The sequence below is a fragment of the Novosphingobium hassiacum genome (genome assembly GCF_014196055.1).
Classification (GTDB): Bacteria; Pseudomonadota; Alphaproteobacteria; order Sphingomonadales; family Sphingomonadaceae; genus Novosphingobium; species Novosphingobium hassiacum.
Window position 1 is genome coordinate 242882 of record NZ_JACICY010000006.1, and the last position, 14106, is coordinate 256987.

Consider the following 14106-nt stretch of genomic DNA (forward strand, 5'->3'; position numbering starts at 1 on the left):
CCGAAACGGCGGCGGGGCGCCATCCCCCCGGAATGGCACCCCGTGCTTTGCGGATCAGTACTTGAACCGCGCTTCGAGACCGAATGTGCGTGGATTGATGACCGTGCGCCTGTAGTAGCGCAGGACCACGCCATCGTTGAGGCCAACGCGAGAGCGGTCGTTGGAGACCGAGGCGATCGCATATTTGTCGAAGATGTTGTTGGCGAACAACCCGATGCTGTAAGTGTCGCCTTCGTAAGTCAGCGATGCGCGATGCAGCGTGTAACCCGGCAGCTTGTCACCGAAGGCACGCTCCCAGCCGAGGCGCGTCACCACATCGCCTCGATAGGTTGCGGTCCAGTCCGCGACGAGGTTGCCGTCCCTGAACGGCATGGTGTAGCTCGCTCCGAGGCTTCCACTGTGCTTGGTCGAACCCGGCAGGCGGTCGCCCGACAGCGCATTGAGCTGGATCGGGCTGCTGGGATAGCTCCCGGCCGGGCTGTTGACCGCGATGATCCCCGGAACGTCCTGGGTCAGCTTGGCATCGGTGTAGGAATAGGTGCCCCGGATCGACAATCCGTCCACCGGACGCAGTTGGAACGAACCTTCGACGCCTTGCGACTTGCCCGTGCCACCGTTGACCGTGATCCCGACGATCCCGTTGATGGTCGCAGACGCCAGCTGGATGCCGTCCCAGTCGATCTTGAACGCGTTGAGGTTCAAGGTCAGCTTGCGCTCGAACAACTGCGCGCGAACGCCGACTTCGATGTTCTTGGTCGTGTCCGGCCCATAGGCGACTTCGTTCGGCAAGGCGCAGACGTTCTGGAACGGCGGCGGCTTGAGTGGCAGGACGCAAGGCGCGACGTTGTTGGGTCCGCCGATGCGATACCCTTTGCTGTACGTCGCATAGATCATGAGGTCGGGCGTGAAGTTGTAAGATGTGTTGAACTTCCAGACCCAGCCGGTCTTCTTCGAGGTTCCGCCTGCTGACGGGAGATCATAGGGGCTGATCGGATCACCCAGCAACGGGACCACCGCGCGGCCTGCCCGTTCGACTTCGTAACCGAAATAGCGCGCGCCTGCAGTTACCTGCCACTCTGGCACGATCCGGAACGTGCCTTCGCCGAAGACCGCCTTCTCGGTCACCTTGGACCGCACGAAAGACGCATACTCGACCTCATCCGGATTGGTCGCGAGATCGACGAACGGGTGTCCCGGCAGGATCTCGCGGTAATCCTGCTGCAGTTTCTGCTGGTTGTAGAACCCGCCGAGCACCCAGTTGAACGGGCCGCCGTGGCGCGACACGAAGCGGACTTCTTGGTTGAACTGCTTGCGGGTGTTCTGGCTCTCGTTGTAGCTCGAGAAAGCCGGGAACAGCTCGTAATCGTAGTCGAGGTCGAGCAGCAGGTCGGTATTGTCCGATTGTGCGTTGTTCCGGACATTGGTGTAGGCGGTCGTCGCCACAAGATCCGCTATATCGAAAAGATTGGCGTTGATTTCCATGCTGACCAGGTGCGCGCGGCGCTTGACCGGCTCGGCATAGCGGGCGGCGCTTTGATACTTGCCCGTGCCCAGCACACCGTTGCTGTTGTACTGACCGCCATCGGTCTTGGTCTGCTGGTAGCCGTACGTGAAAATCGCTTTGAGATCGTCGCTCGCCTGGATCAGCAGCTGATTGCGCGTGGTGAAGGTCTTTTCGAAGTTCAAATCCTTGCGCGTGGTCAGGTTCGCTGCGTAGCCCGCCTCGGTCACGCCGCCGGGGCCGTCGGGCTGTGGCAGTGAGACGCCGGGGTTCTGAAGAATGCGCGTATAGTCGATGAAGCCCGGATCGTAATAATAGCCGGTCGCCGATCGGAAGGCGACGTGATCCTTGATGATCGGAATATTGATCATGGCGTCAGCTTGATAGCCAAACTTGCTGCCATGTTCCTTGCCGTAGAAGCGCCCGTGTACTTCGGCTTCGAAGGTATCGGTATTGGGGCGGTTGGGAATGTTGCGGATCGCGCCTGCCAGCGTGCCGAGGCCATAGAGCGTGCCCTGTGGGCCGAGCAGCGTTTCAACGCGTGCGATGTCGAGCAGCTTGAAGTCGTAGTAGAGCGGAACCTCGCCCAGATAGACGCCCAGGGCGTTATCGTATGTGTTGCCGGATGCGCTGGCGTCCGAAGCGTTGAGGCCGCGCAGTACGATTGTTCCGGTAGCACCCGGGCCTGTGTCAGCGATCGTAATGCCTGGGGTAAAATCGGCGATATCGCGAATGTCGTCGATACGCTGGCGCGAGAGCTGCTCGGCGCCGACAGCGCTGATGTTGATCGGCACGTCCTGGAGCGAGGTTGCCCGGCGTGTAGCGGTGACCACGATCTCGCCCGCATTGCCGCTCTGATCGGCCTGCGGTTCAGCCGACGGCGTGGCGCCCTGCGCGAATGCCGTGGTGGTCGTGGCGCCCATCAGGATGGTCGCGCCTAGCAATGCGTTCCGAAACAGTTTCATAGTCACCTGATCCCTCGCGGTTCAGCCGATCTTCAGTGACATCTTTCCCATTGGCGCTCTGGACACACCGGCACCTTGTCGGCCGCAGTACGGCCGATTGTTGTCTATAAATTCCTTGGCATTCACCGACGTCTGCGACGCACGAAGCGTCTGGCCGCCGCATGAAGCTTCCGACCTTGAAATCTCATTCCAGTCGGCGATCGCCGACGGTCCGCCCTTCTGCCCGCCGCTTCAATCTGAGCGGCTGGGCTATACGGTATGGATATTACCTAATGCGTCAAGCGTAATAATTGTGCAGCTGCGCACTTTACGTACATGCCATGCTGCGATGCACAAATACGCAGTTTGGACGCGGCTGTGCTGTGACGGGTCCGAGCAACACAAAAGCCCGCAGCAACGCACCGGCAGGCAGCGGCGCAACACCGCACTCGTTCGGTTGCGCTGCGTCGTCCCAGCCATATCCGCCTGCGTATGTTGACGCATGGCTAGATCGCCGAGGCTGTCGCCATGACTACGGCGGTCATTGGCGTCTGCTGCTGTGGTATTACCTTTTCTTCGTTGGGTAATATTTTTCGATGGACAAGTGGCTTGCGGCTGGTGATGCTGCGTTTGCGAAAGGGGTCGAATCATGATCAAGCTTGTTGGCAGGGTTGGCACTAGCCTTTTGATCGCCGGATCGCTGGCGCTGGCATCGTGTTCCAAGGCTCCAGATCCGGCGACCACGCCGCGCACCGAGTTCAGCATCGGCTGGTCGATCTATGCCGGATGGATGCCTTGGCCCTATGCCCAGCAGGCTGGCATCGTGAAGAAATGGGCCGACAAGTACGGCATCAAGATCAACGTCGTGCAGGTCAACGACTACGTTGAATCGATCAACCAGTACACGGCCGGCAAGTTCGATGGCGTGACGGTGACCAACATGGACGCGCTGACGATCCCGGCCGCTGGCGGCAAGGACACCAGCGCGATCATCGTCGGCGATTATTCCAACGGCAACGATGGCATCCTGCTCAAGGGCGCGGACAATCTTGCCGCGATCAAGGGGCGTCAGGTCTATCTCGTCGAGCTTTCGGTGTCGCATTACCTGCTGGCGCGCGGGCTTGAAACGGCGGGATTGAAGCCGACCGACGTCAAGACGGTCAACACCTCCGACGCCGATATTGTCGGGGCCTTCTCCAGCCCCGATGCCAGCGCGGCAGTCGCCTGGAACCCGCAGCTTTCGGTGATGAAGGGCCAGGCGGGCGCGAAGGAAGTATTCAACTCCTCGCAGATCCCCGGCGAGATCCTCGACCTGATGGTCGTCGATACCGCCACCCTCAAGGCCAACCCGAACCTGGGAAAGGCGCTGGCGGGCATCTGGTACGAGACCGTGGCGCTGATGCAGCGGCAGGACGCGCAGGGCAAGGAAGCGCGCGCGGCGATGGCCAAGCTGGCCGGCACCAGCCCCGAGGAATTCGACAAGCAGCTTTCGACGACATTCCTTTATGCCGAGCCCAAGGCTGCGGTCGCGGCGGCAGCCTCGCCTGCCCTGATCAAAACGATGACGCTGGTGCGCGACTTCAGTTTCTCGAAGGGGCTGTTCAAGGGCGCGGCGTCGGCTGACGCAGTGGGCATGGCCTTCCCCGGCGGCAAGACGCTCGGCAATCCGCAAGCCGTGACGTTCCGCTTCGACGACAGCTTCATGACGCTTGCCGCTGACGGCAAGCTCTGATCGCGTGGTCCCGGCTCAGCCCAAGGATTTGACGATATGCGTTGGGTAAACCGACACGTCGGTCGCAGGGACAGCGTCCTGCTGGGCGCGCTGCCGATCCTGCTGCTGGTGCTGCTCTATGTGTTCATGGCAGCAGAGCGCCACGCCGCCAATCCAATGGACAAGATCCTGCCGCTGCCCAGCGGCATGGCCAAGGGCATGGCGGCGCTGCTGTTCCAGCCGGACCAGCTGACCGGGCAACTGGTGTTCTGGGCCGACACGCTGGCGAGCCTTCAGCGACTGGGCCTGGGGCTTGGTATCGCGACGGCTTCGGCGCTGCTGATCGGGCTGGTGCTGGGCGTACTGCCTCCGGTGCGCGCGATGTTCGGGCCGCTGGTAACCGCGATAGCGGTGATCCCGCCGATCGCGCTGCTGCCGATCCTGTTCATCGCGCTGGGGCTTGGCGAGACCGCGAAAGTCGCGCTGATCGTGATCGGCATCGCGCCGGTCATGGTGCGTGACCTCGCCGCGCACATCGCCGACCTGCCGCGAGAGCAGATCGTCAAGGCGCAGACGCTGGGCGCGAACTCTTGGCAGATCATGATCCGCGTCGCGCTGCCACAAGCGATGCCGCGTCTGATCCATGCGGTGCGGCTGTCGCTCGGCCCCGCATGGGTGTTCCTGATCTCGGCTGAGGCGATCGCGTCGGACGTGGGCCTAGGCTACCGCATCTTCCTCGTGCGGCGCTATCTGTCGATGGACGTGATCATACCCTACGTCGCGTGGATCGCGCTTCTGGCGATCCTGATGGACGTCGCGCTGGTCCAGATCAGCCGCCGCGCCTTCCCCTGGGCACATGGAGCCGGACATTGAGCGCGCTCCTCAGCCTGCAGAACATCTGGGTCGAATACGGCGACAAGGTCGTGCTCGAGAAGGTCAACCTCGATATCGAGGCAGGATCTTTCGTGTCGATCGTGGGGCCATCGGGCGCGGGCAAGAGCAGCCTGCTGCGCGTGGTGCTGGGGCAGGAAGTGCCGACGCGCGGAACCTTGCTGCTCGACGGGACGCCGTTGACGCCCGAATGTGGTCCGGACCGCGGGGTGGTGTTCCAGCGCTATTCGGTGTTTCCGCACCTCTCGGCGCTCAAGAATGTCGTGTTCGGCCTCGAATGTGCGCAGGCGCCGTTCTCGGCGCGGCTGTTCGGAACTGCGCGACAAGCCGCACGCGACGAGGCCATCGAGATGCTCAAGGCGGTGGGTCTGGGAGACAGTCTGAACCTCTATCCCGCGCAGCTTTCAGGCGGAATGCAGCAGCGCTTGGCCATTGCGCAAGCGCTGATCAAGCGCCCGCGCATCCTGCTGCTGGACGAGCCGTTCGGCGCGCTGGATCCGGGTATCCGCGCCGACATGCACGCGCTGATCACCAAGCTGTGGCGCGATTATTCACTGACGATCATCATGGTCACGCACGACATTCGCGAGGCATTCACGCTGGGCACGCGCGTGCTCGCGCTCGACAAGCGTCGCCATGATCCGCACGCGCCGCACCGCTATGGCGCGACCGCAGTTTACGACCTGCCCGTGCGTCGCCGCATCAAGACCACGACCGACGAGGAATTGCTCGCCGAAGCGGCCAGCCTGCAGGAAAATGAGGAAAGGATGGCACATGAGTAGCGATGCTCCGGGCCTTGCAAGGCTGAGCATGAGCCTGCCGTCGGCGCTGTTCCGCCAGCTCGACAACATGGTCGAGGAACGAGGGCTTCCGTCGCGCTCGCAATTGATCGCCGAATTGATCCGTCAGGCACTGGCCGAGCACGAGGCTTTTACGCGCCCCGAGGAGATGCTCGCGGGCACGATCACCATTGTCTACCGGGGTGATCGTGGACGCGTGCGGCACCAGCTGGCGCAAACGCAGGCCGACTACCTCAAGGAGGTCATCTCCTCGCAGCATGTATTCCTCGAGGACGACCAGTCGCTGGAGGTGTTGCTGGTCCAAGGGCCTGCCGCGCTGCTCAAGGAGCTGTGCGACGCGCTGCGCAAGGTGCGCGGCGTCCACCAGCTCCAGCTCGTCACGACCACTGCTCTCCTGCCGCCGCTCTATGAGCAGGAAGGCGAAAGCGCGAAGGAAACCGCATGACCGAAGTCCTCGCCAATCCATCCGCTGCCCGTGATCATGCCCGCGCCATGGCCGGTACCGTGGCTGAAGCGATGCCGGTGCTGCCGCCGGTCGCGGACGACCTGCCTGACGGCGTATCGGGCGACGACCTGCTGTGGGAAGAGACGGTCGCGGCAGGCGGCTATGCCACGCGGCGGCTGGCGCGCGGGTCACGGCTGCGGCTGATCGACGTGAAGGGCGACGCTTGTGCATCGCTGCTGGTGTTCAACGCCGAGATGCCGACGGAGCGGCTCAATGTGGCTGACACGGTCAAGATCCAGTGGAACGCCTATCTGGGCGCAGGCAAGCTGCTGCTGTCCGACATGGGCCGAGCAATGATGAGCTTTGTCGAGGACACGGCGGAAACGCACGACACGTTCTGTGGCACATCGAATGCTGCAACCAATGCTGCGAAATACGGCAGCGGAATGAACAGCGGCCCCTGCCCCAACGGGCGCGACCGCTTCCTGCTGGGTTCAGCAAAACATGGCCTCACGCGCCGCGATGTCCATCCATGCGTAACGCTGTTCAAGGGCACGAAGATCGAGCCGGATGGTGCGATCGTGCCGCAAGTCGGGCCGTTTGCCCCGGGCCGGACAGTGGTGCTGCGTGCCGAGATGGACGTGATCGTGGTGATCGCGAACTGCCCACACGTACTTGACCCACGCGATAGCTATACGGTGACACCGCTGCGTGTAACTGCGTGGCGCGGGCCAGTCACCCCGCCCGACGATCCCATCCGCAATGCGACGCCCGAGGGCCTGCGCGCCTTCGAGAACGTCGAAGATTATTTCCGCCGCTGAACAGGAACAGATCCATGAGCGTCGACCCTAACCTCTCCGGCCTGTCCGGTGCCGTCCTTCACGACGTGATCGTGCCCGCACGCGCGCCGTGGCTTCATCATGTTGCCGCAGGACAAACGCTGCGCATTGTCGATCTGGAGGGCAACCAGGCGGTCGATTTCCTGCTCTATTCTGCCGAGGACGATTCCGAGCGCTACAGCGCGCAGGATACTGTGGCGGCACAGGGCAATCTGTTCCTGCGCACCGGCACCGTGCTGCGGTCCAATGAAGGACGCCCGATGATGACCATCGCGGCGAGCGCAGTCGATTATCACGACACCATCGGCGGGGCCTGTTCGTGCGAGTCCAACACCTTGCGCTACGGCCACCACACCAAGGCCGAACACGCCTGTGTCGAAAACTTCCTTGAAGCCAACCTGTGGGAAGGGCGCGGCAAGCGCGACATCGTGTCGAACATCAATTTCTTCATGAACGTGCCGGTCGAGGAGGACGGATCACTCGGCATCGTCGACGGCATTTCCGCGCCGGGCCTCACGGTAGATCTGCGCGCCGAGATGGACGTGATCGTGGTCGTTTCGAACTGCCCGCAGATCAACAATCCGTGCAACGGTTTCAACCCGACACCCGTGCGCATGATCGTGACAGCATGAGCTTCGATACGGTCCTGATTGCCAATCGCGGGGCTATCGCCACGCGCATCATCCGCACACTGCGGAAGATGGGCCTGCGGTCGGTCGCGGTCTATTCGGAAGCAGACGAGGGGTCGCTGCACGTTTCGGAAGCGGACGACGCCGTGTGCATCGGCCCGGCGCGCGCGACCGACAGCTATCTCAATGTGCCTGCGATCCTCGAGGCAGCGCGCGCGACCGGCGCGGGCGCGATCCATCCCGGCTATGGCTTCCTTGCCGAGAACGTCGATTTCGCCGAGGCTTGCGCCGCTGCGGGGATCGTATTCATCGGCCCGACGCCCGACAATATCCGCACTTTCGGGTTGAAGCACAGCGCACGCGCACTCGCGGCGGCGCACGATGTCCCACTCGCTCCGGGCACCGAACTTCTAACCGATGCGGACGATGCCGCGCGAGCCACACACCAAATCGGTTTCCCAATCATCCTCAAGGCAACTGCAGGCGGCGGCGGCATCGGCATGCGCGTCTGCGAGAACGAGGCCGACGTGCGCGAGGGCTTTGCCACCGTTGCGCGGCAGGGACTTGGCAGCTTCGGCGATGCGGGCGTGTTCCTTGAACGCTATATCCGGCGGGCACGGCACATCGAAGTGCAGATCTTCGGCGATGGCGAAGGCCGGATCATGGCGCTGGCAGAACGCGATTGCTCGCTGCAACGTCGCAACCAGAAAGTGGTCGAGGAAGCCCCTGCCCCCCTGCTCCCAGAAGCGGTTCGCCGGGATCTGATCGCAGCGTCGATCCGGCTCGGACAAGCGGCGAATTACCGGTCGGCGGGAACGGTCGAGTTCCTCTACGACGCCGAGCGCGAGGAGTTCTTCTTCCTCGAAATGAACACGCGCCTGCAGGTCGAACATGGCGTGACCGAAGAGATCATGGGGATCGATCTGGTCGAGTGGATGATACGCGGCGGCGCGGGAGATTTCGCCTTCCTTGATGCAGAAGCTCCCACGCCTGTCGGCCACTCGGTGCAGGTCCGGCTCTATGCCGAAGACCCGGCGCTCGACTACCGCCCGACATCGGGCACGCTGACCGCCGTCGAGTTTCCTTCCGACATCCGCGCCGAGACATGGGTCATGGCCGGGACGACAGTCAGCACCTGGTACGATCCGATGCTGGCCAAGCTGATCGTGCATGCGCCCACCCGCGAGCAGGCCGTCGCCGCAATGCAGCAGGCGCTGGGCGAAACGCGCATCGACGGGATCGAGACCAACTTGCGTTGGCTGCGCGACGTGGTGCGTTCCGAGGCCTTTGTCAGCGGCGAGGTTTCAACCCGCGTGCTAGACGGTATCGATTACCAGCCGCAAAGCATCCGCGTGATCAGCGGCGGCACCGCGACCACCGTGCAGGACTGGCCGGGTCGGCAGAAGCTGTGGGCCGTTGGGGTTCCGCCGTCGGGGCCGATGGACGACCAGTCGTTCCGCATCGGCAACCGCCTGCTCGGCAATCCCGAAGGCACCGAGGGCCTTGAGGTCACCTTCACCGGACCGACGCTGCTGTTTGCGGCCGCTGCGCGGATCTGCCTGACAGGTGCCGATTTCGGCGCGATGCTAGACGGCAGTCCGGTTCCGCTGGGCGTCGCGATTGACATCGGCGCAGGCCAGACGCTGGCCATGGGCCGTGCATCGCACGGCGGTTTGCGCGGGTACATTCTCTTCGCGGGCGGGCTCGACATGGCGCCCTACCTCGGCAGCCGCAGCACATTCGAGCTTGGCCAGTTCGGGGGCCACGCCGCGCGGCGGTTGCTGGCTGGCGACACGCTGCATCTTGCCGGAGGCGCAGTGGACGCTGCCCTGCCCGCAGCAACGCTGCCCGCGTTGGCGAACGAGTGGACGTTGCGCGTGCTCTATGGACCACACGGCGCTCCCGATTTCTTCACCGACGAGGATATCGCCACGATCGTCTCGGCCGAGTGGCAGGTGCACTACAATTCCAACCGCACCGGCGTCCGTCTGGTCGGGCCGAAGCCGCACTGGGCACGCAAGGACGGCGGAGAGGCGGGGCTGCATCCGTCCAACATCCATGATAATCCTTACGCCATCGGCGCGGTCGACTTTACCGGAGACATGCCAATCATCCTCGGCCCGGACGGCCCCTCGCTAGGCGGGTTCGTCTGTCCGTTCGTGGTGATCGCGGCGGATCGCTGGAAGATCGGGCAACTGGCTCCCGGCGACAAGCTGCGCTTCGTGCCCATCAATATCGCAGACGCTGCAGCGGCTGACGAGCAGCAACGCGCGTTGATCGGCGCAGGCGTGGCCGGTGAGGCGGGACCGGCACAGCCGATCGCGGTGCTTTCACCGATCCTTGCGGAAATTCCCGAGCGGCACCGCTGTCCGCGCACGCTGTACCGTCAGCAGGGCGACCGCAACATCCTGATCGAATACGGGCCGATCGTGCTCGATATCGAGTTGCGCATCCGCGTGCACGCGCTGATGACCGAGCTTGAGCGCATGGCGCTGTCGGGCGTCATCGACATCGTGCCGGGCATCCGTTCGCTGCAACTCCATTTCGATGGCAAGTTGCTGGATCAGGCTGCAGCGCTCGCCGCGCTGATCGCGGCAGAAGAGCGGCTGGGCGATCTGGAGGATTTCACGATCCCTTCGCGGATCGTCCACCTGCCGCTGAGCTGGCGCGATCCTGCGACGATCGAGACGATCGAGAAGTACATGGGCGCGGTGCGCGACGATGCGCCGTGGTGCCCGGACAACATCGAGTTCATCCGGCGCATCAATGGCTTGCCTGATGTCGCGGCGGTCGAGAACCTGATTTTCGAGGCCAATTACCTCGTGATGGGTCTGGGCGATGTCTACTTGGGCGCACCGGTCGCGACGCCGGTCGATCCGCGCCACCGGCTAGTGACGACCAAGTACAATCCGGCGCGCACATGGACGCCGCCGAACGTCGTCGGCATCGGCGGCGCATATATGTGCATCTACGGGATGGAGGGTCCGGGCGGATACCAGTTGTTCGGCCGCACGATCCAGGTGTGGAACACGCACCGCCAGACCGACGCCTTTATCGAGGGTAAACCGTGGCTGCTGCGCTTCTTCGATCAGATCCGGTTCTACCCGGTCAGCGCCGACGAACTGACCGAGTGGCGGCGCGATTTCCCCAGCGGGCGGCGCTCGATCCGCATCGAGGAATCCGAATTCCGGCTCGCCGATTATCGCGCGTTCCTTGCGGACAACGCCGATGGGATCAGCGCGTTCGAGGAGCGGCGCAAGGCTGCGTTCGATGAAGAGCGTGCCGAATGGGAGCGCCGTGGCGAATTCGCCCGCGTCACCGATCTTGCCGAGGCGGACGTGGCCGAAGCCGGCGCGATCGACCTGCCCGACGGAGCCGACCTGGTCGAAGCACCGTTTGGCGGAAGCGTTTGGAAGCTGCTCGTGGGCGTCGGCGACGAGGTTGAGGCGGGCGAGACGATCGCGATCATCGAGGCGATGAAGATGGAATGCCGGGTCGAAAGCCCCAGCGCGGGTACGGTTGCCGCGCTCTACACCGCCGAGCGGCAATCGCTGCAGCCGGGCTCGCCGATGCTTGCGCTGACGAGGGCGGCATGACCTCGCTGAATCGCCAGAGCGCCAGCGCGATCGCCGCCGCCGTCAATGCCGGGCAGACCAGCGCAGTTGCCGTTGCGAAGGACACGCTTGCGCGGCTGGCAGTCTATGATGCGGTCCAGCCGCAGGTGTGGATCAGCCGGGCCGAGCCGGCCACCCTGCTGGCTGCTGCCGCCGCAATCGATGCACGCGTGGCGGCTGGCGAAGTGCTGCCGCTTGCGGGCGTGCCGTTTGCGGTGAAGGACAATATCGACGTTGCGGGCTTTGAAACGACCGCCGCCTGCCCGGCGTTTGCCTACCGACCCGATGCGTCGTCGACGACTGTCGAGCGATTGCTGGCGGCGGGAGCGCTGTGCGTCGGCAAGACCAACCTCGATCAGTTCGCCACGGGGCTGAACGGTACGCGCAGTCCCTATGGGGCGCCACGCAACGCGCATAATCTCGCTTATGTCAGTGGCGGTTCGAGTTCGGGGTCGTCGGTTGCGGTCGCCGCTGGGCTGGTCGCCTTCGCGCTCGGCACCGATACCGCAGGCTCGGGCCGTGTGCCTGCCGCGTTTCAGCACCTGATCGGTTTCAAGCCGAGCAAAGGGCGTTGGAGCAACCGCGGCCTCTTGCCCGCCTGCCGCACGCTCGACTGCATCAGCGTGTTTACCGACGACACCGCCGATGCGCGGTTGATCGACGGTGTCGTGGCGGGATTTGACCCTGCGGACGCATATTCCAAGCCGCTCGCCGACGCGCCAATCGTGCGCAAGACCATTGGCGTACCGCGCCGCGATCAGCGCGTATTCTTCGGCGATGCCGAGGCTGAGTATCTGTATGACCGCGCGCTCGAAAAGCTGGCCGGGTTGGCAGATATTGTCGAGATCGACTACGCACCGCTGCAGGAAGCCGCACAGCTTCTCTATAGCGGTCCGTGGGTGGCTGAGCGGACCGCCGCGCTGGGTAGCCTTCTGACCGACGGTCCCGACGCGATCGACCCGACCGTGCGCGAGGTCGTTTTGCCCGGGCTGGAGATCGGCGCAGTCGATCTGTTCAACGGCATCTATCGGCTCGCGGAGCTGAAGCGACACGCCGACCAGTTGTGGGAGAGCATCGACCTGATGGCCTTCCCGACCACGGGCGCGACCTACCGGGTGGCCGAACTGCAGGCCGCGCCGATTGCGCTGAACTCTGCGCTCGGCTTCTACACGAACTTTGTGAACCTGCTCGACATGGCGGCGGTGGCGATCCCCGCAGGCACGCGCGCCAACGCGACCGGCTTTGGCATTACGCTGATCGGGCCTGCCGACAGCGACATGGCGCTGCTCGATGCTGCCGACGCCTATCTTGCAGTCGCCGACCTTCCTTCTCCACCCCCGCTCGATCTGGAGGGCAAAATGCAGACCGTGAAACTCGCCGTTGTCGGCGCTCACCTCAAGGACATGCCACTCCACTGGCAGCTGACATCGCGCAACGCGACGTTCGTGGGCGCGTTCGAGACCGCGCCCAACTACCGGCTCTATGCGATGGCCGACAGCGTGCCGCCCAAGCCGGCGCTGGTGCACAGCGCGGACGGCGCGGCGATTGCGCTCGAAGTTTACGAGATGGGCGTGGCGGAATTCGGCAGCTTCGTCGTGGAAGTGCCCGCCCCGCTCGCCATCGGCACGGTGACGCTGGCCGACGGAAGCAGCGTCAAGGGCTTCGTCGCAGAGCCACGCGCGTTGACCGGAGCAGAAGACATCACCAGCCTTGGCGGATGGCGCGCTTATGTCGCGCGTGGCTGAGACATCCCAACGAAAGGGCTTACCATGCAGAAGCTTCGGATACTTGTCTCGGCTGTGGCTGTGGGCATGAGCACGATTTCGCCCGTCGCAATGGCGCAAGGCGAGCAGGTCATCGACGTGCCCGGCTTTGCCGATTTCCTAGCGGTCGATGGCAGCAGTGTCTGGGCGACGAACGCCGGGCGGGTCGAACGCTGGTCGCGCAAGGGCAAGCTTGCAGGTGTCGAGATGGCCAATCCTTGCGGCGCGATGGCGATCACCAAACATGACCTGTGGGTCGCCGACTGCAAGGACCTGACACTGGTCCGGATCGACACGCGCAAAGCGGTTAAGGTTGCGACGATCGCGACCGGCATCGCCAATCCCAAGGGCGAGCTCAACGTGGTGGCCGGTGCTGGGTCCATCTGGGTCGCAAGCGATCAGCAGGGCGTGGTTTCCCGCGTCGATCCCGCAACGAACAAGGTGATCGCCTCGATCACGGTCAGTCCCGGAACGCACTACCTCGCCTTCGGCATGGGGGCCTTGTGGGCCGCGAGCAGCGAGAGCCGGACGATACAGGAGATCGACCCTGCAACCAACGCCGTCGTCAAGACCACCGCGCTGGGCAAGGACCCCGGCTTCCTGGCAGCGGGCGCAGGTGCGGTGTGGATTCAGGAGCAGGGCGACGGCACCGTCGTTCGGATCGATCCCGCGACCGGCGACGTCGCGGGACGAGTCAAGGTCGGCGAAGTGCTCAAGTGGGGGGATATCGATACCGGCGCAGGGCTGGTATGGCTGCGCACGACCGAGGATCAGACCTTCGTGGCGATAGACCCAAAGACGATGACGGTCGCCGCGCGCGTCGGCAAAGCCGAGGGCAGCGGCGCCTTGCGCTACACCAAGGCTGGCCTGTGGACATCGGCGCACGACGTGCACACGCTGACGTTCTGGCCCAACCCGACCAAGATCGTGAAGAAATGACCGATCCCGCGGCCCATGATCCGGGCCGCG

Annotated in this window: 10 protein-coding genes; 9 read left to right on the forward strand and 1 reads right to left on the reverse strand. The window is 64.0% G+C overall.

Going from position 1 to position 14106, the window contains the following annotated elements; genetic code table 11:
* Window positions 1–54: 54 nt before the first annotated feature.
* A complete protein-coding gene (locus tag GGQ88_RS13800; protein ID WP_183614008.1) occupies window positions 55–2466 on the reverse strand; it encodes a TonB-dependent receptor in 2412 nt (803 codons plus the stop codon).
* 628 nt (window positions 2467–3094) lie between these two features.
* Between GGQ88_RS13800 and GGQ88_RS13805 the strand changes: the two genes are divergently transcribed.
* Genes GGQ88_RS13805 through GGQ88_RS13845 form a run of 9 tightly spaced genes read left to right on the forward strand, consistent with a single transcriptional unit; the run spans window position 3095 to window position 14076 of the window.
* Window positions 3095–4177, forward strand: a complete 1083-nt coding sequence (locus tag GGQ88_RS13805) for a putative urea ABC transporter substrate-binding protein (protein ID WP_183614009.1) — start codon at window positions 3095–3097, stop codon at window positions 4175–4177.
* Between the two features lie 36 nt (window positions 4178–4213).
* Window positions 4214–5029, forward strand: coding sequence for an ABC transporter permease (locus GGQ88_RS13810; protein ID WP_183614010.1), 816 nt, complete (start codon window positions 4214–4216; stop codon window positions 5027–5029).
* Window positions 5026–5829, forward strand: a complete 804-nt coding sequence (locus GGQ88_RS13815) for an ABC transporter ATP-binding protein (RefSeq protein ID WP_183614011.1) — start codon at window positions 5026–5028, stop codon at window positions 5827–5829. Before GGQ88_RS13810 ends, GGQ88_RS13815 begins: the two co-directional genes overlap by 4 nt.
* Window positions 5822–6292, forward strand: coding sequence for a CopG family ribbon-helix-helix protein (locus GGQ88_RS13820; RefSeq protein ID WP_183614012.1), 471 nt, complete (start codon window positions 5822–5824; stop codon window positions 6290–6292). The genes GGQ88_RS13815 and GGQ88_RS13820 overlap by 8 nt, the downstream gene beginning before the upstream one ends.
* On the forward strand, window positions 6289–7113 hold the full coding sequence (locus GGQ88_RS13825; RefSeq protein ID WP_183614013.1) for an urea amidolyase associated protein UAAP1: 825 nt from the start codon (window positions 6289–6291) through the stop codon (window positions 7111–7113). The genes GGQ88_RS13820 and GGQ88_RS13825 overlap by 4 nt, the downstream gene beginning before the upstream one ends.
* A 14-nt stretch (window positions 7114–7127) precedes the next feature.
* Window positions 7128–7763, forward strand: coding sequence for an urea amidolyase associated protein UAAP2 (locus GGQ88_RS13830; protein ID WP_183614014.1), 636 nt, complete (start codon window positions 7128–7130; stop codon window positions 7761–7763).
* A complete protein-coding gene (gene uca, locus GGQ88_RS13835; protein ID WP_183614015.1) occupies window positions 7760–11356 on the forward strand; it encodes an urea carboxylase in 3597 nt (1198 codons plus the stop codon). The genes GGQ88_RS13830 and uca overlap by 4 nt, the downstream gene beginning before the upstream one ends.
* Window positions 11353–13119 carry an allophanate hydrolase gene (atzF, locus tag GGQ88_RS13840; protein WP_183614016.1) on the forward strand — a complete coding sequence of 589 codons (1767 nt, stop codon included), beginning with the start codon at window positions 11353–11355 and terminating at the stop codon, window positions 13117–13119. Before uca ends, atzF begins: the two co-directional genes overlap by 4 nt.
* A gap of 24 nt (window positions 13120–13143) precedes the next feature.
* The gene (locus tag GGQ88_RS13845; RefSeq protein ID WP_183614017.1) at window positions 13144–14076 is read left to right on the forward strand and encodes a Vgb family protein; all 933 of its coding nucleotides are present in this window, start codon (window positions 13144–13146) and stop codon (window positions 14074–14076) included.
* The last annotated feature ends 30 nt before the right edge of the window (window positions 14077–14106 follow it).